Below are 21,593 nucleotides of genomic sequence, written 5' to 3'. Positions count from 1 at the left end.
CGGTCAGCGGTTGCCGCGGCCGTTCCCGTTCCCGCCGCCGTTGCCGCCGCCGTTGCCGTTCCCGCCGGCGTTGCCGTTGCCGTTGCCGCGACCGGTGTCGGGCGTCGACGACTCGGCGGTCTCCGGCTGCGGCTCGGTCACCGTCTCCTCGGGGGTCTCGACCGGCGTCTCCGCGTACTCCTCCGGCACGCGCTCGCCCTTGTTGCGCGCGTGCTCGCGGACGGCCTCACCGGTGGCCCAGCCCCGGGTCGCGCCGTAGCTGACCCAGTCGCCGAACGACTGGTCGGGGCGCGGGCCCTCCTCGGCCCACTGCTCCGGGGTCGTCGGCGGGGCGACCGGGGTCTCGGCGACGTCCCCGGTGCCGCCGTCGAGCGCGGTCGTGGCCTCGGTCCCGGTCGTCGTGCCGGTTCCCTCGGTGAGCGCGGGGTCCTGGACGGAGGTCCGGTCCTCTCGGGTGCTCTCCTCCCGCGGGTCGTCCACCCCGGTGATGCCGACGGTCTCGGCGACCGTGGCGAAGCCGTGCTGGAGGGGGTCCGGGAGGACGCCGGCGGTGCCGGCGCCGGTGAAGGCCACGAGGGCGATGCCCGCGCCGGTGGCCACCTGGGCGACGGCGCCGGCCGAGGCGATCTTGGCGAGGAGGGCGGGGAAGAACATGGTGATGCGTCTCCGGGTGCGAGGCGCCGTCGCGCGCGACGGGCTGGGCTGGTCGGTGAGGAGACCAGTGGCCAGCAGGTCGGCGAGGGCCGCGTTCGGACGTCCCGGCCGGGACGTGCTCGAGCGCACCGCGTCCGCGAAGGCGGCCAGTCCGGCCCCCTGCTCGGGAACGGGTCGGCCGGCGAGGTAGGCCTCGAAGGCCTCCTCGACGGCGCGGTCGTCGGCTGCTGTGGTCATCTCACCCTCGTCATCGCCGGAGAGGCCCGGAGGGGTGCGCGGCGGTGGGCACCCGTTCGGAGGAGTTCTCCGCCTCGAGCCGTTCGCGCAGCGTGCGCAGGCCGCGCCGCTGCAGCGCCTTGACCGAGGGGACGGACTTGCCGAGCACCTCGCCGACCTGCTCGACGGTGAGGTCGGCGAGGATCCGCAGGAGCAGGACCGAGCGCTGGTCGGCGGGGAGCTCGCCGCACAGCCGCTGGACGGTGTCGGCGCCGATGCGGACCAGCGCGTCGTCCTCGACGTCCCCGCCCAGGGAGGCCGAGAGGTCCCCCGGCTCGTCGACCACCTGCGGTCGGCGGCTGCGCCGCCGCCAGTCGTCGAGCAGCCGCCGGTGGGCGATCGTGAAGACCCACGACCGCAGCCCCGACTCGTCGCCGGAGAACCCGGCCAGACCGGTGAAGACGCCGATGAACGTCTCGCTGGCCAGGTCGTCGGGCTCCGCGGCGCCGTGCAGCCGGAGGTAGCCGGTGACCGCGGGCGCGAGGTCGCGGTAGAGCACCTCGAAGGCCCACGCGGCACCGGCCTGGGCAGCGGCGAGCACGTCGTCGAACGGCAGACCTGTCGGCACCCGCTCTCCTCGCTCGTCCGGCCCGTCCCTCCCTCATCGGCAGGCCGAGCGCCGAACCGGAGGGCCGGTCGCCCGCCCGGGTGACCGGTTACGGGGCGGCGGTGCCGCGCAGGCGCTCCTGCTCCACCACCGGCAGGAGGTCGCCGAGCCGGTCCAGGCCCTGCAGCGATCGGCGCATGCGCTGGTTGGCGGACAGCAGGGCGCGGTTGCGCTCGAGGAAGGCCCAGTAGCCGGCGGTGAAGGGGCACGCGTCCTCGCCGAGCCGGCGGCGCGGGGAGTAGACGCAGCCGCCGCAGTAGTCGCTCATGCGGTCGATGTAGGCCCCGCCGGCGGCGTAGGGCTTGGTGACGAGCGCTCCGCCGTCGGCGTGCTGGCTCATGCCGACGACGTCGGCGACCATCACCCAGTCGTATCCGTCGAGGAAGGTGCGGTGGAACCAGTCCGCCAGCTCGCGCGGGTCGATCCCCGCTGCAGCGCGTAGTTGCCGAGCACCATCAGCCGCGGGATGTGGTGCACCCACCCGTCGCGGCGGAGGTTGCCGAGGACGTCGGACGGGCAGGCGGCGTCGACCGCGCCGTCGTCGAGCTCCGCCATCCAGTCCGGCACCCGCTGGTGCGCCGCGAGCGCGTTGGCGTCGCGGTACCCGCGCCCCAGGTGCCAGTACATGTGCCAGACGTAGTCCCGCCAGCCCATCACCTGGCGCACGAGGCCCTCGACGCTGCTCAGCGGCAGCGGGTCGCCCTCGGCGAGCGACCGGCGGTAGCGGTCCTCGGCGGCGTGCACGACCTCGAGCGGGTCGAGGAGTCCCAGGTTCAGCGCCGGGCTGATCAGCGAGTGCGCCATCCAGCGGTCGCCGGAGAGCATGGCGTCCTCGTACGGGCCGAACGTGCCCAGCCGCTCGTCGAGGAACTGCTCCAGGCGCAGCAGCGCCTCCTGCCGCGTCACGGGGAACAGCCGCGGTCCGTCGTCCCCCACGAACGCGACGTCGCCCTCGACCGCCCACCGGTCGAGGGCGGCGCGCACCTGCTCGTCGATCTCGTCCTCCTCGGGCCACCAGGGCTCGGGGACCCCGACGTCGCCGTCGGCGGGTGGTGGCTCGCGGTTGTCGTGGTCGAGGTTCCAGCTGCCCCCGACCGGCTCGGCGCCCTCCATGAGCACCCCGGTCCGGCGGCGGCTGTCCCGGTAGAAGTCCTCCATCAGCAGCCGGCGCCGTCCCCGGCCCTCGGCCCACACGGCGAACTCCGCGTGCGTGGTGACGAACCCGCGGGGTGCCACGACGGTCAGCCCGGGGCGGCGGAGCACCAGGTCGCGGCTGCCCCAGGTGGTCGGCGCGCAGACCGACAGCGGCTCGGCGCAGCGGTCGAGGGCCTCCCCGTACGTCCGCGCCCGGACCAGCCGCGCCTGGTCGCCCAGCTCCGCGGCGCGGTGGCGGAGGGCCGAGAGCACGAGGTGCGCCTTCTGCCGGTGGAACCGGCGGCGGGAGAACACCGCGCGCGACTCGACGAGCAGGACCGGCTGGTCGGGCCGGTCGAGGAAGTGCGGGCCGAGCTGGTCGGCGAAGCACCACCGACGGGTGGCCGGCGCGCGTGCGGGGTAGGGCCCCAGCGCCGGGTCCATTGCGCTGGGACGCGCGCTCCCGCCCACCGCCTCACCTCCAGGCGGACATCCTGGGTGGACCGTTACTCTCAGCGCGACTCGAGAACTGCGATCAGCCCCCTCCGGCCCCGGCCCGGGACGGGGGCGTAGGCCTGGGAGGTCGACGGCTGTGAACCGCGCACTGCGCGCCGCCACGGTGGGTGTCCTGCTCGTTTCGCCGATGGCGCTCTCCGCGTGCAGCGCCGGTCAGGTCAACCAGACCGCCACGCAGCTGCGCGACAAGGTGGGCCCGTCGGCGCAGATCGGCGAGATCGAGCTGCGCGCCGTCGAGCTGGCCTACCCGAACGCGGGCAGCTACTCCCCCGGTGACGACGCCGAGCTCCGCATGGCCATCGTCAACGACGGTGACCAGGAGGACACGCTCACCGAGATCAGCAGCACCTCCTTCTCCCGGATCCGCCTCACCGGCTCCGCGTCGGGCACCGGGGCCCCCGCCCCGGACGACGGGACGACCACCGGCGCGGGCGAGGGGATCACGATCCCCGCCGACTCGGTGGTCTACCTGGGCGAGAACTCGCAGACCGTCACCCTGGTCGACCTCGGCGAGGAGCTCCTGCCGTCGCAGACCGTCGAGCTGACGTTCACCTTCGCGGAGGCCGGCGAGGTCACCCTCGACGTCCCCGTGGCCGCCCCCGACGAGGCCGAGGAGCGCGGCGAGGCCTTCGACTTCCACCACGAGGAGAACGAGGGCGAAGAGGAGAACACCGAGGTCAGCGGAGGCATCGCCACGCAGCGCGAGGAGGGTGGCGAGGGCGAGGGCTGACGCCCCGCCCCCGACGTCCCCGAGACTGTCGGCGGCCGCGGTTACCGTCGGCCGGTGCCCCCCGCCGGAGTGAAGTCCCGCCCCGCCCACCGCTGCACCGAGTGCGGGTACGCCTCGGCCAAGTGGGTCGGGCGCTGCCCCGAGTGCCAGGCGTGGGGCACCCTGCAGGAGGTCGGCAGCGCCTCGTCCTCACCCCTGCGCTCGGTCAGCGCCGGGCCGGTCACCGCGCCCGCCCGCCCGATCGCCGAGGTGCAGCTGGAGGGCGCGAGGGCCCAGCCGACCGGCATCCCCGAGTTCGACCGCGTGCTGGGCGGCGGGCTGGTGCCCGGCGCGGTCCTGCTGGTCGCCGGCGAGCCGGGGGTGGGCAAGTCCACGCTGCTGCTCGAGGTGGCCCAGCGGGTCGCCGCCGCCAACGGCCCCGCGCTCGTGGTCTCCGGCGAGGAGTCCGCCGCGCAGGTGCGGCTGCGGGCCGAGCGCATCGGCGCCCTGCACGAGCAGCTCTACCTGGCCGCCGAGACCGAGCTGTCCGCCGTCCTCGCGCACGTCGAGGACGTCGACCCCACCCTGCTGGTCCTCGACAGCGTGCAGACCGTCCGCTCCCCCGCGGTCGACGGGACCGACGGCGGCGCCACCCAGGTGCGCGCGGTGGCCGGCGCGCTGACCGGCGTCGCCAAGGCCCGCGGCATGACGACGATCCTGGTCGGCCACGTCACCAAGGACGGCAACGTCGCCGGGCCGCGGGCCCTCGAGCACCTGGTCGACGTCGTCATCTCCTTCGACGGCGAGCGGCACTCCACCCTGCGGCTGATCCGGGCGACCAAGAACCGGTTCGGGCCGGCCGACGAGATCGGCTGCTTCGAGATCGGCGACGCCGGGGTGGTCGGGGTCCCCGACCCGTCGGCGCTGTTCGTCTCCCGCCGCGCGGTGCCGGTGCCGGGCAGTTGCGTCACGGTGACGCTCGAGGGCAGCCGGCCGCTGCTGGCGGAGGTGCAGTCGCTGGTGGCCACGTCGGCCGGGGGTGGGTCGCCCCGGCGGGCGGTCAGCGGCCTGGACTCGCAGCGGGTGGCGATGGTCAACGCCGTCGTCGAGCGCCGCGGCGGGGTGCGCCTGGCCGAGGCCGACGTCTTCGCCGCGTCGGTGGGCGGGGTGCGCATCGCCGAGCCGGCCGCCGACCTCGCGCTGGCCCTCGCCATCGCGTCGGCGGCGAAGGACCAGCCGCTCCCGCCTGGTCTGGTCGCGCTGGGCGAGGTCGGCCTCTCCGGCGAGATCCGCCGGGTGGGCGGCACGGGCCGGCGGCTGGCCGAGGCGGCACGCCAGGGGTACACCGTCGCGCTCGTCCCCGAGGACGCCGGCACCGCCCCACCGGGGATGCGCCTGGTCGAGGTGCCCGACCTCGGCGCCGCGTTCGCGCGGCTGTTCGGTGGGTGAGCACGCGCCGTCCGCGATCCCGAGCCCGACTTCCCCGTCGCGGGCCACGTAGACTCAGCCGCCGCACCGTCTCGACCCGTCAGGAGCGCTCGTGCCAGCCGCTGTGGACCCCGAGGTCGCACTGCGCGAGCTCCTCGGCCGCATCGCCCCCGGCACCGCGCTGCGCGACGGCCTCGAGCGCATCCTGGCCGGCCGCACCGGCGCCCTCATCGTGCTCGGGTACGACCGCGTGGTCGAGTCCCTGTGCACCGGCGGGTTCGCCCTCGACGTGGCGCTGTCGGCCACGCGGCTGCGCGAGCTGGCCAAGATGGACGGCGCGGTGATCGTCTCCTACGACGGCACGCGCATCGTCCGCGCCGGCGTGCACCTCATGCCCGACCCGACCATCCCCACCGAGGAGTCGGGCACCCGGCACCGCACGGCGGAGCGGGTGGCGGTCCAGACCGGCTTCCCGGTGATCTCGGTGAGCCAGTCGATGCACATCATCTCGGTGTACGTCGCCGGGCGCCGCTACACCCTGGAGCACCCGACCACGATCCTGGCGCGGGCCAACCAGGCGCTGGCCGCGCTGGAGCGCTACAAGCTGCGCCTCGACGAGGTCGCCAGCACGCTGTCGGCGCTCGAGATCGAGGACCTCGTCACCGTCCGGGACGCGATGAGCGTCAGCCAGCGGCTGGAGATGGTCCGCCGGATCGCCGACGAGATCGAGGGCTTCGTCGTCGAGCTGGGCACCGACGGGCGCCTGCTGGCCCTGCAGCTCGACGAGATGCTCGCCGGCGTCGAGGAGGACCGCGGCCTGCTGGTCCGCGACTACCTGCCCGGCGGCGGCCGCCGGCCCCGGACGATCGACCAGGTCCTCACCGACCTGCGCGCGCTGTCGGCCACCGAGCTGCTCGACCTCTCCGCCGTGGCCCGCTGCTACGGGCTGCCCACCTCCCCCGACGCGCTGGACTCCCCCGTGAGCCCGCGCGGCTACCGGCTCCTGGCGCGCGTCCCGCGGCTGCCGGCCGGGATCATCGACCGGCTGGTCGACCACTTCGGCGGGCTGCAGAAGCTGCTCGCCGCCACCATCGAGGACCTGCTGGCCGTCGAGGGCGTCGGCGAGGCCCGGGCGCGCGGCATCCGCGAGGGCCTCTCCCGGCTCGCCGAGACGTCGATCCTCGACCGCTACAGCTAGGCGAGCACGAGCCCGGCATCGGGGCTGATCGCGGTGTCCATGCGGGCCCGCACCACGTAGCTGCCCGGCGGCGGGGGGACCCGCGGCGCCGTGCAGGTCGGCTCGCTGGTCAGCCCGCTCCACACGACGGGGAACGACACCGCCTCGCCCGGAGCCAGCGTGCGCAGGTCGCTGCTGGTCTCGGGGATGCAGTCGTTGCTGCCCCACAGCCGCGCGCCGGCGGCGTCGAGGAGCACGATCTCCTGCAGCTGCTTGTCGAGCGGGCGGACGCACGGCGTCGCCTGCGTGTTGGTGACGACGAGCTCGAAGGTGGCCTGCGCGCCGGCCGGGGCGGTTCCGGGTGTCCGGACCTCGACCGCGAGGACGGCGTCGGCGCACGCCTCCGGGGCCGCCGGTGCGCCGGTCTCCTGCGGTGCGATCGGGGTCGTGCCGGGGAGGAGCACGCTCACCGACGAGGGGACGACCTGCTCCAGCGCCGGCTCGGGCGGCTCCGAGGGGGCCGGACGGGTCGAGGACGCCGTCGTCGTCCCCTCGTCGAACCGGCCGGTGGCCAGGGCGTGGCCGACCCAGCCACCGCCGCCGAGGACCGAGACCAGGAGGGTGAGCACCAGCGCCCGGCGCCGCCAGTAGACGGCAGCCGGGAGCGGGCCCACCGGGTGCAACACGCGCCGACGGTAAACGGCGGCGCCTCCGCCGACCGGCTCGGCACGCCGCTCAGCGCGGACGGCAGACTGGGGAGTCGTGGGCAGCCTCAGCGAGACCGGTGAGGTCATCGTCGACTGGTACGCCACCGCGGCCCGGGATCTGCCCTGGCGCCGGCCTGGCGTGGACGCGTGGGCGGTGCTGGTCAGCGAGGTGATGCTGCAGCAGACGCCGGTCGCCCGCGTGGAGCCGGTGTGGCAGGAGTGGATCTCCCGCTGGCCCACGCCGGCAGCCCTGGCGGCGGCCACGCCGGCCGAGGTCATCCGCGCCTGGGGCAAGCTGGGCTACCCGCGCCGGGCGCTCCGCCTGCGGGAGACGGCGGTGGCGCTGACCGAGCGGCACGGCGGGACCGTGCCCGACGACGTCGCCGCGCTCGAGGCGCTGCCGGGGATCGGCACCTACACCGCGCGGGCGGTGGCCTGCTTTGGCCACGGCCGGCCGCAGCCGGTGGTCGACACCAACGTGCGCCGGGTGGTCGCCCGCCTCGTGCACGGCAGGGCGGAGGCGGGCAACGCGCGCGCCGCCGACCTGACCGACGTCGCCGAGCTGGCCCCGACCGACCCGGCTCGGGCGGTGCGGTTCTCGGTCGCGGCCATGGAGCTGGGGGCGCTGGTCTGCGTGGCCGGCACGCCCCGCTGCCCCGCGTGCCCGGTGCGGGACCGCTGCGCCTGGCGGTTGGCCGGGTACCCGGCGCACGACGGGCCGGCGCGGCGGGTGCAGAAGTTCGCCGGCACCGACCGGCAGGTGCGCGGGCGGCTGCTGGACGTGCTCCGCGCGGCCGCGCACCCGGTGGAGGCGGCCGAGCTGGACGCCGCCTGGGACGACGCCGTCCAGCGCTCGCGCTGCCTGGACTCGCTGCTCGTCGACGGCCTGGTCGAGCAGACCCCCGACGGCCGGTTCACCCTGCCGCAGGCCTGACCCCGCCGCGGCGCGTGCCGAAAAGGCGTTCCGTGCACGCCCTGCCGGCGTGTTCGCGCGTGTCCCGTGCACCAACTGCCATCCCGGCGGCTCGCAGACCGCCCGGCGCGGCGCCCATCGTCGGGTGGTCGTCCCCCTCGCGGTGTGCCGTGCAGGCGGCGACCACACCGCGCGGGTGACGGCCCGGCGCCCCTCTCGGTGCCGAGAAGGCGTTCCGTGCACGCCCTGCCGGCGTGTTCGCGCGTGTCCCGTGCCCCAACTGCCATCCCGGCGGCTCGCAGACCGCCCGGCGCGGCGCTATCTCGGCCCGGGAACGGCAGAGGCCGCCCCACCCGTGCGGGTGGAGCGGCCTCTGCGCGGCCCCGTCCAGAGGCTCACCCCGAGCGTGCGAGGGGTGAGGAGGACGGGGTGTTTCTCATTCCGCCTGGGCGGCGGCCGGACCCTCCTCGTCGCCGCCCGAGAGGGCGACCGGCGGGGTGTCGGGCAGGTCGATCGGCTTGGCCTCGCCGCGGAAGGTGAACTTCTGCTGCGCGCCCTCCGCCTCGTCGACGTCGACCACCACGATCTGGCCGGCGGCCAGCTCGCCGTAGAGGATCTTCTCGCTCAGCGCGTCCTCGATCTCGCGCTGGATCGTCCGGCGCAGCGGCCGGGCGCCCAGCACCGGGTCGAAGCCGCGGTGCGCGAGCAGCTTCTTCGCGTTCTCGGTGACCTCGAGCGCCATGTCCTTGTTCGACAGCTGGCTCTCCACGCGGGCGAGCATGAGGTCGACGATCTGGATGATCTCGGCCTCGGTCAGCTGGTGGAACACGACGATGTCGTCGATGCGGTTGAGGAACTCGGGCCGGAAGTGCTGCTTGAGCTCGTCGTGGACCCGCACCTTCATGCGCTCGTAGTTCGACTGCGTGTCGTTCCCGGCCTGGAAACCGAGGCCGACCGCCTTCGAGATGTCACGGGTACCGAGGTTGGTCGTGAGGATCAGGATCGTGTTCTTGAAGTCCACGATGCGGCCCTGACCATCGGTGAGTCGACCGTCCTCCAGCACCTGCAGGAGCGTGTTGAACACGTCCGCGTGCGCCTTCTCGATCTCGTCGAAGAGAACCACCGAGAACGGCTTGCGCCGCACCTTCTCGGTCAGCTGGCCACCCTCGTCGTAACCGACGTACCCGGGAGGCGCACCGACGAGCCGGGAAACGGTGAAGCGGTCGTGGAACTCACCCATGTCGATCTGGATGAGCGCGTCGTCCTCACCGAAGAGGAAGTTCGCGAGCGCCTTCGCCAGCTCGGTCTTACCGACACCCGAGGGGCCGGCGAAGATGAACGAACCGCCCGGACGGCGCGGGTCCTTGAGGCCCGCACGCGTGCGCCGGATGGCCTGGCTGACGCTCTTGATCGCCTCTTCCTGGCCGATGATCCGCTTGTGCAGCTCGTCCTCCATGCGGAGCAGACGGGTGGTCTCCTCCTCGGTGAGCTTGAAGACGGGGATCCCGGTCCAGTTGGCCAGCACCTCGGCGATCTGCTCGTCGTCGACCTCGGCGACGACGTCCATGTCGCCGGCCTTCCACGCCTTCTCGCGCTCGGCCTTCTCGGCCAGGAGCTGCTTCTCCTTGTCGCGCAGCGACGCGGCCTTCTCGAAGTCCTGCGCGTCGATCGCCGACTCCTTCTCGCGGCGGATGCCGGCGATCCGGTCGTCGAACTCGCGCAGGTCCGGCGGGGCGGTCATCCGCTTGATCCGCATCCGGGCACCGGCCTCGTCGATCAGGTCGATCGCCTTGTCCGGCAGGAAGCGGTCGGAGATGTACCGGTCGGCCAGCGTCGCGGCGGCGACGAGGGCGCCGTCGGTGATGCTGATCCGGTGGTGCGCCTCGTAGCGGTCGCGCAGGCCCTTGAGAATCTCGATCGTGTGGGTCAGCGTCGGCTCGCCCACCTGGATCGGCTGGAAGCGCCGCTCGAGGGCGGCGTCCTTCTCGAGGTGCTTGCGGTACTCGTCGAGCGTGGTGGCGCCGATGGTCTGCAGCTCACCGCGGGCCAGCATCGGCTTGAGGATGCTGGCGGCGTCGATCGCGCCCTCCGCGGCGCCCGCCCCGACGAGGGTGTGGATCTCGTCGATGAACAGAATGATGTCGCCGCGGGTGCGGATCTCCTTGAGGACCTTCTTCAGCCGCTCCTCGAAGTCACCGCGGTAGCGGGAACCGGCGACGAGGGCGCCGAGGTCGAGGGTGTAGAGCTGCTTGTCCTTCAGCGTCTCGGGGACCTCGCCCTTGACGATCGCCTGGGCCAGGCCCTCGACGACGGCGGTCTTGCCGACGCCGGGCTCGCCGATGAGGACGGGGTTGTTCTTGGTCCGCCGCGAGAGGACCTGCATGACCCGCTCGATCTCCTTGGCCCGCCCGATCACCGGGTCGAGCTTGGAGTCGCGCGCGGCCTGGGTCAGGTTGCGGCCGAACTGGTCGAGGACCAGCGAGGTCGACGGCGTGCCCTCGGCGGGCCCGCCGGCGGCGGCCGGCTCCTTGCCCTGGTAGCCGCTCAGCAGCTGGATGACCTGCTGGCGGACGCGGTTGAGGTCGGCGCCCAGCTTCACGAGGACCTGGGCGGCCACGCCCTCGCCCTCGCGGATCAGGCCGAGCAGGATGTGCTCGGTGCCGATGTAGTTGTGGCCGAGCTGCAGCGCCTCGCGCAGCGACAGCTCCAGCACCTTCTTGGCCCGCGGGGTGAAGGGGATGTGCCCGGACGGGGCCTGCTGGCCCTGACCGATGATCTCCTCCACCTGCTGGCGGACGCCCTCCAGCGAGATGCCGAGGGACTCGAGCGCCTTGGCCGCGACACCTTCGCCCTCGTGGATCAGGCCCAGGAGGATGTGCTCGGTGCCGATGTAGTTGTGGTTGAGCATCCGGGCCTCTTCCTGGGCCAGGACGACGACTCGGCGGGCTCGGTCGGTGAACCGTTCGAACATCTGCTGCTTCTCCTCTGACCGGCTGGTCCGGCTGGTTCCTCCGGGTGTCCGGACGGAACATCCGACTGGAGTCGGCGCGCTGGCGCACCGGTCATTCCACTGTAGTCACGGACCACGCCGTCCCGTCGGCCCGGAGGCGTGGGGCGGTGGGTGGCTGCCCGGTCCAACCGATGCTGGCGCAGGGGTGTTCCGACCTGGTTACGCCGTCAGCGGACACGCCGCCCGCCGTCCCACCCGTTCCCGTCCGCACCGCCTACCCCTCGGTAGGCCCGGGAACGACGACGGCCCGGCTCCCTTTCGGGGAACCGGGCCGGCGCAGGAACTGCAGATGCCTCAGTGCGCGGCTTCGTAGGCCTCCACGACGCTGGCCGGGATGCGGCCGCGGTCGCTGACCTGGTGCCCGTTCTTGCGCGCCCAGTCACGGATCGCCCCGGCCTGCTCGCGGTCCATCCGGCCACCGCCGGTGGCACGCGACCGGCCCCCGCCCGAGGCGCGGCCCGCACGGCCGACCTTGCGCGCCGCCTGGACGTAGCGCGAGAACACGTCGCGCAGTTCCTTGGCGTTCTTCTCGGAGAGGTCGATCTCGTAGTTCGTGCCGTCCAGGGCAAAGCTGACGGTCTCGTCCGCGGAGAGATTCTCGTCGAGGTCGTCGCTCAGGATCACCTGAACCTTGCGAGCCATTCAGTTTCCTCGATTCATCCGTGTGGTCCGGGCGACAATTCCGCCCGGTTCCCCGTGCGGATCCATTTCACCACGACTGCCACCGGGAAACCAATAGCGCAACGCGCCCTCACACTTTAGGGACGCAAATGGACCGTTGCGTTCGCAACCAGTTGCGGAAGCCTCAGGAGGAAATCGGACGGACGAGTGGGAAAAGGATGGTCTCGCGGATGCCCAGACCGGTGAGGGTCATCATCAGCCGGTCCATCCCCATGCCCATCCCGCCGGTGGGCGGCATGCCGTACTCGAGCGCCTCGAGGAAGTCCTCGTCGAGCACCATCGCCTCGGGGTCGCCGGCCGCGGCCAGCGCCGCCTGGGCGGTGAACCGCTCGCGCTGCACCACCGGGTCGACCAGCTCGGAGTAGGCCGTCGCCCGCTCCACCCCGGCGATGTAGAGATCCCACTTCTCGGCCAGGCCCGGCGTGCTCCGGTGGGCCCGGGTCAGCGGCGAGGTGTCGACCGGGTAGTCGATGACGAAGGTCGGCTCCTGCAGCGTGTGCTGGACCAGCGCCTCGAAGATCTCCTCGACGACCTTGCCCGGCACCCACTTCGGGTCGACGCCGACGTCGTGCCGCTCGGCGAGCTCGCGCAGCCGCTCGACCGGCGTTCCGGGCGTGACCTCCTCGCCGAGCGCCTGCGACACCGCGGTGTAGAGCGGCACCTGCGGCCACTCCCCCGACAGGTCGATCTCGGTGCCGTCGTGGTGGCGGGCCACGTGGTCGCCGAACAGGGCCTCGGCGGACTCCTGGACCAGCTCGCGGGTGAGCGTGGCCATCACCTGGTAGTCGGCGTAGGCCTGGTAGCACTCGAGCATCGCGAACTCGGGCGAGTGCGAGCTGTCGGCGCCCTCGTTGCGGAAGTTCCGGTTGATCTCGAAGACCCGGTCCAGCCCACCGACGATGCACCGCTTGAGGAACAGCTCCGGCGCGATGCGCAGGTACAGGTCGAGGTCGAAGGCGTTCATGTGGGTGCGGAACGGCCGGGCCGCGGCGCCGCCGTGCACCGTCTGCAGCATCGGCGTCTCGACCTCGAGGTAGCCGCGGGCGGTGAGCCCCGCCCGCAGCGCGGCCATCACCGTCGCCCGCTGGCGCACCGTGCGCCGCGCCTCGTCGCGGACGATGAGGTCGACGTAGCGCCGCCGGACCCGCAGCTCCTCGCTCATCGGCTTGTGCGCCACCGGCAGCGGGCGCAGCGCCTTGGCGGTCAGCTGCCAGCGGTCGGCGAAGACCGACAGCTCGCCGCGCCGCGACGTCCCGATCTCGCCCTCGACGAAGACGTGGTCGCCGAGGTCGACGTCGGCCTTCCACGCGGCGAGCGGCTCCTCGCCGACCCTGTCGAGGGAGAGCATGACCTGCAGCTCGGCGTCGCCCTCGCGCAGCGTCGCGAAGCACAGCTTGCCGGTGTTGCGGACGAAGATCACCCGCCCCGTGACGCCGGCCCGCTCGCCGGTCATCGTGTCCGGCTCGAGGTCGGGGTGCTTCTCCCGCACCTCGGCCAGCGTGGCCGTGCGGGGCACGGCCACCGGGTAGGGGTCGGTCCCGGACTCGCGGAGCCGGTCCAGCTTGGCGCGGCGCACGCGCAGCTGTTCGGGGAGCTCGTCGTCGGGCGGGCCAGGCAGTTCCTCGGTCATGACGCCCGACAGCCTACGGGGAGGCCGGACGCCGTCCCGCCCCCTGATGCCGCTCGAACGCCAGCCGCAGCCCGTGCACGGTCAGGTCGGGCTCGCGCTCGCCGATCGAGCGGCAGCTGTCCACGACCAGCGGTGAGAGGCCGCCGGTGGCGATGACGACCGGCGCGGCGCCGAACTGGGCCACGATCTCGGCGGCGATCCGCGCCACCAGCCCGTCGACCAGGCCCGCGAACCCGAGCACCAGCCCGGACTGCAGCGCGGCGACGGTGTTCTTGCCGATCGCCTGCGGCGGCACGGTCAGCTCGACCGAGCGCAGCTGCGCCGCCCGGGAGGCCAGCGCGTCGAGGCTCACCTCGACGCCGGGCGCCAGCGCGCCGCCGAGGAACTGCCCGTCCGGCCCGACGGCGTCGACGTTGGTGGAGGTGCCGAAGTCGACGACGACGACCGGCCGGCCGCGCCCGTCGGGCCAGCGGCCGAACAGCTCGTGCGCGGCCAGCGCGGTCACCACCCGGTCGGCGCCGACCTCCCGCGGGTTGTCCACGTGCAGCGGCACGCCGGTGCGCACGCCCGGGCCGATGAGCACGACCGGGACCTCGAGGGAGTCCAGCAGCTGCCGCAGCGACGGCAGCAGGGCCGGCACGGTGGAGCAGGCGGCGACGCCGGTGATCTCGGCGTCGCGGAGCAGCCCGCGCCAGGTCATGCGCAGCTCGTCGGCGGTGGCGCGGGGGTGCGTGGTGACCCGCCAGCAGCCGACCCGGTGCTCGCCGTCGAAGGTGGCGAGCACGGTCTGGCTGTTGCCGACGTCGACGCAGAGCAGCACCGCTCAGCCCGCCCGGAGGTCGAGGGCCAGGTCGAGGATCGGCGAGCTGTGCGTCAGGGCGCCCACCGACAGGTAGTCGACGCCGGTCTCCGCCACCTCGCGCGCGACGGCCAGGGTCAGGCCGCCGGTGGCCTCCAGCTCCGCCCGGTCGCCGACCAGGGCGACGACCTCGCGCAGCACGGCCGGGGGCATGTTGTCGCAGAGCAGGAAGCCGGCACCGGCCTCGACCGCCTCGACCGCCTGCGCCGGGGTGTCCACCTCGACCTGCACGGTCACCCGCGGCGCGCGCTCCCGGACGGCGGCCACCGCCGCGGCCACCGAGCCGGCCGCCGCCACGTGGTTGTCCTTGATCATCGCGACGTCGTAGAGACCCATCCGCTTGTTGGTGCCGCCACCGCAGCGCACCGCGTACTTCTCCAGCGGCCGCAGACCCGGGGTGGTCTTGCGGGTGTCGAGCACCTGCGCCCCGGTGCCGGCGATCGCGTCGGCCCAGGCGCGGGTGTGCGTGGCGATGCCGCTGGCCCGGCTGGCGATGTTGAGGGCGCTGCGCTCGGCGGCCAGCAGCGCCCGGACGGGTCCGCGCACGGTGAGCAGGACGTCGCCCCGCTCCACCCGGTCGCCGTCGGACGCCGACGCGGTGAGCGTGGCGCCGGGGGCCAGCCGGAGGAACACCCGGGCCGCCACGGGCAGGCCCGCGACCACGCCGGCGGCGCGGGCGACCAGGTCGGCGGTGCCCGGCTGCGCCGGCGGCACGGTGGCGGCGCTGGTGACGTCGTAGGAGACGGCGAGGTCGGGCGGGCCGGGCAGCGGCGCGCCGCCGGTGAGGTCCTCGGCGAGGGTGCGCTCGACCAGCTCGGCCACCCACGCCTCGGACAGCCCGGTACCGGTCAGGTCCGCCGGGTCGTCGCTCACCAGCCACCCCCCACCGGGGTGCCGACCGGACGCCGGGTCAGCTGCAGCAGGCCGGCGTCGTCGAGCCGGACGTCGAGGTGCACCCGCCAGTCCTCCTCGGTGTCGGGGTGGTCCTCCCGCCAGTGGCAGCCGCGGGTCTCCTCCCGGGCGGCGGCCGCGGCGGCCAGCGCGCCGGCGACGGTGAGCAGGTCGGTGGCCTCCCAGCTCTGCACGCCCGGCGGCAGCGGGCCGAGGCCGGCGGCGAGCTCCGCCAGGGTGTCCACGGCCGACGCCAGCCCGTCCCCGGTGCGCAGCGCGCCGACGTGCTGCGACATCGTGCCGGTGACGCGGTCGCGGCCGGCCGGGTCGAGCAGCCCGGCCGACGCCGGCGCCTCCTCGCGGGCCGGTTCGGGCGTCGGCAGCTCGCAGGCCAGCGACTCCCCGATGCGCGCGGCGAACACCAGGCCCTCGAGCAGCGAGTTCGACGCCAGCCGGTTCGCCCCGTGCACGCCGGTGCAGGCCACCTCGCCGCAGGCGTAGAGGCCCGGCACCGTCGTCCGCCCGGACAGGTCGGTGGCCAGGCCGCCGGAGGCGTAGTGCGCCGCGGGGGTGACCGGGACCAGCTCGGTGACCGGGTCGATCCCGGCCGCGCGGCAGCTGGCGACGATCGTCGGGAAGCGGTCGACCAGGTCGGGCACGTGCCGGGCGTCGAGCCAGACGTGCGGCACCCCGTCGCGCAGCTGCACCCGGGTGATCGCCTTGGCGACGACGTCGCGCGGCGCGAGCTCGGCCATCGGGTGGACGTCGTTCATGAACCGCCGTCCCGCCCCGTCGAGCAGCACCGCGCCCTCGCCGCGCAGCGCCTCGCTGACCAGCGGCTGCCGGCCGCGCGCGCCGGGCCCGCGGTAGAGCGCGGTCGGGTGGAACTGCACGAACTCCAGGTCCGTGGCGACCGCGCCGGCGCGCAGGCCGAGCGCGACGCCGTCCCCGGTGGAGACCGACGGGTTGGTGGTCGCCGCGTAGACCTGCCCCATCCCGCCGGTGGCCAGCACGACCGCGCGGGCACGGACGGCGCCGACGCCGTCCTCGGTGCCCTCCCCCAGCACGTGCAGGGTGACGCCGGCGGCCCGGCCGTCGGCGTCGCGCAGGAGGTCGAGCACCATCGCGTGCTCGACCAGCGTGATGCCCGGGTCGGCGTGCACCGCGCTGACCAGCGCGCGCATCACCTCGGCGCCGGTGGCGTCGCCGCCGGCGTGCACGATCCGGTTGGCCGAGTGCCCGCCCTCGCGGGTGAGCAGCAGGTGGCCGGCGGGATCGCGGTCGAACGCCGCCCCCCAGCCGATGAGCTGGCGCAGCCGCTCCGGGCCCTCGTGCACCAGCGCGTCGACCGCCGCCGGCTCGCACAGCCCGACCCCGGCGACGTGGGTGTCGCGGGCGTGCGCCTCAGGGCTGTCGGCGGGGTCGAGGACGGCGGCGATGCCGCCCTGCGCCCACCGGGTCGACCCGTCGTCCACCAGGACCTTGGTGACGACGGCGACCGACAGGCCGGCCGCCCGCGCGTGCAGCGCGACGCAGAGCCCGGCCACCCCGGAGCCGACGACGCAGACGTCGGCGGTGAGCTCCCACCCCGGGGCGGGGGCGGTGAGGCGCAGCGGCAGCCCGGTGGCCGTGAGGGTGGTCACCCCTTGATCGTGTCGCCCCGCACCTGCCCGAGCACCCCCGGGGCGGGCGCGGCGGGGTCGCCCCCGAGCTCGACGATGCGGTTGGCGCCGTCGACGTGCACGACCTTGGGGATGTAGCTCTTGGCCTCGGTCTCGTCCATGACCCCGTAGCTGATCATGATCACCAGGTCGCCGGGGTGCACGAGGTGCGCGGCGGCGCCGTTGATCCCGATCACGCCGCTGCCCCGCTCGCCCGGGATGACGTAGGTCTCCAGGCGGGCGCCGTTGGTGACGTCGACGATGGCCACCTGCTCGCCGGGGAGCAGGTCGGCGGCGTCCAGCAGGTCCTCGTCGATGGTCACCGAGCCGACGTAGTGCAGGTCGGCCTGGGTCACCGTCGCGCGGTGGATCTTGGACTTGAGCATCGTGCGCATCATCGGGCGTCTCCCAGCGTCACTGCGAGGTTGTCGATCAGTCGGGTGCTGCCGGCCCGGGCGGCGACCAGCAGGCGGGCCGGGCCGGCCGCGGGGGCCGGGCCGAGGTCGGGGTCGGTCAGCTCGAGGTAGTCGAGGACGAGCTCCGGCGCGGTGGCGAGCACCTCGCGGGCGGCGGCCAGGGCCGCCGCAGCCCCGCGCGGCCCGGCGTCGGCCCCGGCGCGGAGGGCCTGCGAGAGGGCGGCGGCGCGCGTGCGCTCCTCCGGGGACAGGTAGCGGTTGCGGCTGGACAGCGCCATCCCGTCGTCCTCGCGGACCGTCGGCACGCCGACCACCTCGACGCCGAGCGCGAGCTCCCGGGCCATCGCCCGGATGAGCGTGAGCTGCTGGTAGTCCTTCTCGCCGAAGACGGCGACGTCGGGGCGGACCAGCCCGAACAGCTTGGCGACGACGGTCAGCACCCCGGCGAAGTGCCCGGGGCGGACGGCGCCCTCCAGCACCGACCCCAGCGGCCCGGGCTGCACGGTCACCCCGACCGAGCCGGGCGGGTAGACCTCGTCCACCCCGGGGTGGAAGACGGCGTCGGCGCCCTCCTCGGCGAGCGCGGCCAGGTCGGCGTCCCAGGTGCGCGGGTAGCGGTCGAAGTCCTCGCCGGGGCCGAACTGGGTCGGGTTGACGAAGACGGAGACGACGACGCTGCCGCCGTACCGCTTCGCGGCGCGGACGAGCGTGCGGTGACCCTCGTGCAGGGCGCCCATGGTGGGCACCAGGACGACGGGTGCGGGCAGCCGGTCCCGGAGCCGGCGCAGGTCGGCGACCGACTCGGCGACGGCGGGGGTCACGAGGGTGCTCACCTCGAGCTCGAGGTGTCGGCCGCGTCGTAGAGCAGGTCGAGCAGCGGCGCGCCCTCGTGGCGCTTGAGCCGGCCGGCGGCCAGCGCCCGCTCGGTGGTGCGCTGCGCCATGGCGACGTAGGCGGCGACCGACGCCGGGGCGCGCTCGTTGAGGGTGTCCAGGTGGTCGGCCACGGTGCCGACGTCGCCGCGGCTGACCGGGCCGGTGAGCCCGCGGTCGCCGCGGCGCAGGCCGTTGTCCAGCGCCGCGGTGAGCAGCGGGGTGAGCACCCGGCCGGGCTCCCCGACGCCGGCGGCGCGCAGCAGGTCGGCGGCCTCGGCGACCAGGGTCACCAGGTGGTTGGCGCCGGTGACGAGGGCCGCGTGGTAGAGCCGCCGGTCCTCCTCGGCGACGTAGAACGGCTCGCCGCCCATCTCCAGGACGAGGGTCTCGGCGACCGCCCGGTGCTCGGGCCGGCTGGTCACCCCGAAGGGGGTGCCGGTCAGCCGGTCGACGTCCTCCGGCGCGCCGGTGAAGGTCATGGCCGGGTGCAGCGCGAGCGGCAGCACGCCCGCGAGCTGCGCCGGCGCGAGGACGGCGAGGCCGTGCGCGCCGGACGTGTGGAAGGTGAGCTGCCCGCGCCGCCAGACACCGGTCTCGGCGAGGCCGGCGACCAGGCCGGGCAGGGTGTCGTCGGGCACCGCGAGGACGACGAGGTCGCTGGCGGCGACCACCTCGTCGGTGGGCAGGAGGGGCACGCCGGGCAGCAGGCGCGCGGCCCGCTCGGCGGAGGCGGAGGAGAGACCGGCGGCCGCGATGACGTCATGACCTGCGGCTTCGAGCGCGGCACCGAGGACGGCGCCGACCCGGCCGGCGCCGACGACGCCCACGCGGAGGCGGGCCGGGGCGCTGGCCGCGGGCGCGAGGCCGGCGGCGCGGGGGTTCCTGCGGGCAGCAGGCATGGTGCACCTTCCGTTCCAGTCCCTGCCGGGTACCGGACTGATCGGGCTTCGAGACCCTTCAGGCGGTTCAGCCGTCGTGGCCCCTCGGGGTGTCGCTGGCCGTGCGGTGGCGCCGGCCCTGCTGCAACCGGATGTGTCACGCAGGTGAGGTGCCGATGGCGAGTGTGTGACCGCGTCCGGCCCGGTGCAACGCAGGAGGGGTGTGGGCTCGCTCACGCCGGGGCCCTGCCTACGGTGACGGCCTCACCGAGGAGGACACGTGGCAGCAGCCGACCGCCCCATGGACGGGCGCACCGCCCTGGTCACCGGCGCGAGCAGGGGCATCGGCCTCGCGATCGCGCAGAGCCTGGTCGACCGCGGCGCGCGGGTGGTGCTCACCGCCCGCAAGCCCGAGGCGCTGGCCGAGGCGGTGGCGGCGCTGGGGGGTCCCGACGTGGCGGTCGCCGTCCCGGGTCACGCGGGCGACGCCGAGCACCGCGCCACCGCCGTCCGCACCGCCGTCGAGACCTTCGGCAGCCTGGACATGCTGGTCGGCAACGTCGGCGTCAACCCCGTCTACGGGCCGGTGGTCGACCTCGACCTCGACGCGTTCCGCAAGGTGCTCGACACCAACGTCGTCTCGTCGCTCGGCCTGGTGCAGGAGGCGTGGCGGCAGTGGATGGCCGAGCACGGCGGATCGGTGCTGATCGTCGCCTCGGTGGCCGGGCTGCGGGCGTCGGAGAACATCGCCGCCTACGGCGTCAGCAAGGCCGCGCTGATCAACCTGACCACGCAGCTGGCCGTGGAGCTCGGCCCGACGGTGCGGGTGAACGCGGTCGCCCCGGCGGTGGTGAAGACCCGATTCGCCGGGGCGCTGTTCGAGGGCCGCGAGGACGAGGTCGCTGCCAACTACCCGCTGAAGCGGCTCGGCGTCCCCGAGGACGTCGGCGAGGCCGCCGCCTACCTGCTCGGCGACGGCGCCGGCTGGGTCACCGGGCAGACGCTCGTCATCGACGGCGGGGGGCTCTCGCGCGGCCCGCGCTGAGCCGGTTCAGCTCCCGTTGCGGCCGAGGACGCGGGCCAGGACGTCGTCCGGCTCGTCGTCGTCCCGGTAGCGGCGGCGGCGCCGTCCGCCCGTCGCCGGCTGCACGCCGTTGTCGGCGAGGATCTCCGCCAGCCGCTGGTGCCCGACTAGGTCGCCGGCGTCGGCCATGGGCACCGGCGGGGCCGGCGCGGGGGTCGGCCGCGGCCGCGGGGACGGCGAGGGCCGCACGACCGGCTCGTAGCTCGTGACCGGGGCGGCCGGGCGCTCGGCGGTGCGGTCGTCGAACGGCTCGTCGGTGCGCCGGCGCCGCGGCGGCACCGGCGGCAGCAGGTCGCTCACGGCGGCGGACCGCTCGTGGGGCACGGGGACGTCGTCCGGCTCCGCGGCGGCGTGCCGCGACCGGTGCGGCGGCTGCAGGTCGGCGGGCTCCACCAGGGACCGGTCGGCCAGCCACTCCAGCGGCGTGGGCGGGGTGGGTGGCGGCGAGTACGCCGGCGCCGGCCGCACGGACGCCGGGGACGGCGCCGGGGACGGCGCCGGTCGGGGGCTGGCCGGGGTGCTCAGCGGGAACGCCGTCGTGCGCGGCGCCGCCTGCTCCCGCGGGTGACCGTTCGCGGCCCGGCGGTCGACGCGGACGTGCTCGGCCTGCCGGGTCTCGGTCAGCCCGTCGAGCCGGACGGCGGGCCAGCCGCCGGTGAGCTCGCGCGGCGGGCGGTCGCCCTCCCAGGGCGCGGGCGCCTCGACGGTGCGCGGGCCGTCGGCCTCGCCGGGCGCCCGGGAGGACTGGGTGCGCAGCATGATCCGCTCGATGAGCATCTCGCCGTTGAGCTGCTCGGTGAGCTCGGCGCGCAGCCGGCCCACGTCGGCGCGCAGCTCGCCGAGCTGGGCCAGGTCGTCGCGCAGCGCGGAGAGGGCGGCGACGTCGGCCCGCAGCGCGTCGAGCTTGGCGACGTCGGCGCGCAGCGCGGTCAGCTGCGCCACGTCCTCGCGCAGGCCCGCCAGGCCGGCCAGCTCGGCCCGCAGGCCCGAGAGCGCCGGCAGGTCGGTGCCCAGCCGTGCGACGCGGGCCACCTCGTGCTTGAGCAGGCTGAGTTCGGCCAGCTCGGCGCGCAGCGCGGTCAGCTCCGCGGCCATCGACTCCTCGGCCTCGCGGCGCAGCTCGTGCTCGTACTCGCGGGACGCGAGGGCCGCGCGGTCGAGCTCCTGCTCGTAGCCCCGGCGGATCTCGTCCTCCCGCGCGGCGGCGGCCGCGGCCTCGGCGCGGCGGCGACCGGCCAGGAAGGCGGCGAGCACGAACGCCCAGGCGGCAGCGAGGACGGCGAGGCGGAGGTACTGCGGGTTGTCGGTCAGGAACACGACGGCGGTGGCCGCCGCGGCGAGCAGGAAACCGGTCACCAGCCCGGCGGTGCGCAGCGTCGGCCTGGGCAGGAGCCCACCGCCGCCGACCCGCCGAGGGGACCCCCAGGCGACGTCGTCGTCCCGGTCCCCCCGCATGGTGACAGCGTAGCGGCGGACGGTAGTCGGGG

Annotated in this window: 20 protein-coding genes; 5 read left to right on the top strand and 15 right to left on the bottom strand. The window is 74.9% G+C overall.

The window, feature by feature from the left end; genetic code table 11:
* Positions 1–3: 3 nt before the first annotated feature.
* The 4 genes from ACI8AF_RS02160 to ACI8AF_RS02145 form a co-directional block, all read right to left on the bottom strand.
* A complete protein-coding gene (locus ACI8AF_RS02160; protein WP_456538010.1) occupies positions 4–891 on the bottom strand; it encodes a hypothetical protein in 888 nt (295 codons plus the stop codon).
* 10 nt (positions 892–901) lie between these two features.
* Positions 902–1,498 carry an RNA polymerase sigma factor gene (locus ACI8AF_RS02155; RefSeq protein ID WP_456538009.1) on the bottom strand — a complete coding sequence of 199 codons (597 nt, stop codon included), beginning with the start codon at positions 1,496–1,498 and terminating at the stop codon, positions 902–904.
* Between the two features lie 88 nt (positions 1,499–1,586).
* Entirely contained in the window at positions 1,587–1,898 is a 312-nt protein-coding gene (locus ACI8AF_RS02150) for a hypothetical protein (RefSeq protein WP_456538008.1), read from the bottom strand.
* The gene (locus ACI8AF_RS02145) at positions 1,898–3,142 is read right to left on the bottom strand and encodes a cryptochrome/photolyase family protein (protein ID WP_456538007.1); all 1,245 of its coding nucleotides are present in this window, start codon (positions 3,140–3,142) and stop codon (positions 1,898–1,900) included. Before ACI8AF_RS02145 ends, ACI8AF_RS02150 begins: the two co-directional genes overlap by 1 nt.
* Before the next feature lie 121 nt (positions 3,143–3,263).
* On the opposite strand from ACI8AF_RS02145, the gene ACI8AF_RS02140 reads away from it, so the two are divergent.
* The 3 genes from ACI8AF_RS02140 (at position 3,264) to disA (ending at position 6,522) form a co-directional block, all read left to right on the top strand.
* On the top strand, positions 3,264–3,917 hold the full coding sequence (locus tag ACI8AF_RS02140) for a copper chaperone PCu(A)C (protein ID WP_456538006.1): 654 nt from the start codon (positions 3,264–3,266) through the stop codon (positions 3,915–3,917).
* A gap of 54 nt (positions 3,918–3,971) precedes the next feature.
* Entirely contained in the window at positions 3,972–5,345 is a 1,374-nt protein-coding gene (gene radA, locus ACI8AF_RS02135) for a DNA repair protein RadA (RefSeq protein WP_456538005.1), read from the top strand.
* Positions 5,346–5,436: 91 nt separating this feature from the next.
* The gene (gene disA, locus ACI8AF_RS02130) at positions 5,437–6,522 is read left to right on the top strand and encodes a DNA integrity scanning diadenylate cyclase DisA (RefSeq protein ID WP_456538004.1); all 1,086 of its coding nucleotides are present in this window, start codon (positions 5,437–5,439) and stop codon (positions 6,520–6,522) included.
* Here disA and ACI8AF_RS02125 read toward each other — a convergent pair.
* Entirely contained in the window at positions 6,519–7,187 is a 669-nt protein-coding gene (locus tag ACI8AF_RS02125; protein WP_456538003.1) for a MucR family transcriptional regulator, read from the bottom strand. The genes disA and ACI8AF_RS02125 overlap by 4 nt on opposite strands.
* A 76-nt stretch (positions 7,188–7,263) precedes the next feature.
* On the opposite strand from ACI8AF_RS02125, the gene ACI8AF_RS02120 reads away from it, so the two are divergent.
* Complete coding sequence (locus ACI8AF_RS02120) at positions 7,264–8,142, top strand: A/G-specific adenine glycosylase (protein ID WP_456538002.1); 879 nt, start codon at positions 7,264–7,266, stop codon at positions 8,140–8,142.
* Between the two features lie 415 nt (positions 8,143–8,557).
* Here ACI8AF_RS02120 and ACI8AF_RS02115 read toward each other — a convergent pair whose 3' ends face one another.
* The 9 genes from ACI8AF_RS02115 to ACI8AF_RS02075 all read right to left on the bottom strand — a co-directional run bounded on the left by ACI8AF_RS02115 (position 8,558) and on the right by ACI8AF_RS02075 (position 19,043).
* Entirely contained in the window at positions 8,558–11,092 is a 2,535-nt protein-coding gene (locus ACI8AF_RS02115; protein ID WP_456538001.1) for an ATP-dependent Clp protease ATP-binding subunit, read from the bottom strand.
* A 333-nt stretch (positions 11,093–11,425) separates the two neighbouring features.
* Positions 11,426–11,773 carry a histone-like nucleoid-structuring protein Lsr2 gene (locus ACI8AF_RS02110; RefSeq protein WP_456538000.1) on the bottom strand — a complete coding sequence of 116 codons (348 nt, stop codon included), beginning with the start codon at positions 11,771–11,773 and terminating at the stop codon, positions 11,426–11,428.
* 163 nt (positions 11,774–11,936) lie between these two features.
* A complete protein-coding gene (gene lysS / locus ACI8AF_RS02105) occupies positions 11,937–13,442 on the bottom strand; it encodes a lysine--tRNA ligase (RefSeq protein WP_456537999.1) in 1,506 nt (501 codons plus the stop codon).
* 13 nt (positions 13,443–13,455) lie between these two features.
* Positions 13,456–14,262 (bottom strand): type III pantothenate kinase, encoded by an 807-nt coding sequence (locus ACI8AF_RS02100; protein WP_456537998.1) that lies wholly within the window; start codon positions 14,260–14,262, stop codon positions 13,456–13,458.
* A 3-nt stretch (positions 14,263–14,265) separates the two neighbouring features.
* Positions 14,266–15,174, bottom strand: a complete 909-nt coding sequence (gene nadC / locus ACI8AF_RS02095; protein ID WP_456537997.1) for a carboxylating nicotinate-nucleotide diphosphorylase — start codon at positions 15,172–15,174, stop codon at positions 14,266–14,268.
* On the bottom strand, positions 15,171–16,835 hold the full coding sequence (locus ACI8AF_RS02090; protein ID WP_456537996.1) for an L-aspartate oxidase: 1,665 nt from the start codon (positions 16,833–16,835) through the stop codon (positions 15,171–15,173). Before ACI8AF_RS02090 ends, nadC begins: the two co-directional genes overlap by 4 nt.
* Complete coding sequence (gene panD, locus ACI8AF_RS02085) at positions 16,832–17,239, bottom strand: aspartate 1-decarboxylase (protein ID WP_456537995.1); 408 nt, start codon at positions 17,237–17,239, stop codon at positions 16,832–16,834. The genes ACI8AF_RS02090 and panD overlap by 4 nt, the downstream gene beginning before the upstream one ends.
* Before the next feature lie 8 nt (positions 17,240–17,247).
* Positions 17,248–18,102 carry a pantoate--beta-alanine ligase gene (gene panC / locus ACI8AF_RS02080; protein WP_456537994.1) on the bottom strand — a complete coding sequence of 285 codons (855 nt, stop codon included), beginning with the start codon at positions 18,100–18,102 and terminating at the stop codon, positions 17,248–17,250.
* Positions 18,099–19,043 carry a Rossmann-like and DUF2520 domain-containing protein gene (locus ACI8AF_RS02075; protein ID WP_456537993.1) on the bottom strand — a complete coding sequence of 315 codons (945 nt, stop codon included), beginning with the start codon at positions 19,041–19,043 and terminating at the stop codon, positions 18,099–18,101. Before ACI8AF_RS02075 ends, panC begins: the two co-directional genes overlap by 4 nt.
* A 259-nt stretch (positions 19,044–19,302) precedes the next feature.
* Here ACI8AF_RS02075 and ACI8AF_RS02070 point away from each other — a divergent pair, with 259 nt between their 5' ends.
* Complete coding sequence (locus ACI8AF_RS02070; protein WP_456537992.1) at positions 19,303–20,067, top strand: SDR family oxidoreductase; 765 nt, start codon at positions 19,303–19,305, stop codon at positions 20,065–20,067.
* 6 nt (positions 20,068–20,073) lie between these two features.
* Here ACI8AF_RS02070 and ACI8AF_RS02065 read toward each other — a convergent pair whose 3' ends face one another.
* Positions 20,074–21,561 carry a DUF6779 domain-containing protein gene (locus ACI8AF_RS02065; RefSeq protein WP_456537991.1) on the bottom strand — a complete coding sequence of 496 codons (1,488 nt, stop codon included), beginning with the start codon at positions 21,559–21,561 and terminating at the stop codon, positions 20,074–20,076.
* Positions 21,562–21,593 lie beyond the last annotated feature (32 nt).

Source organism: Blastococcus sp. SYSU D00669, assembly GCF_054050715.1.
This window is presented reverse-complemented; position numbering and strand designations above follow the sequence as displayed.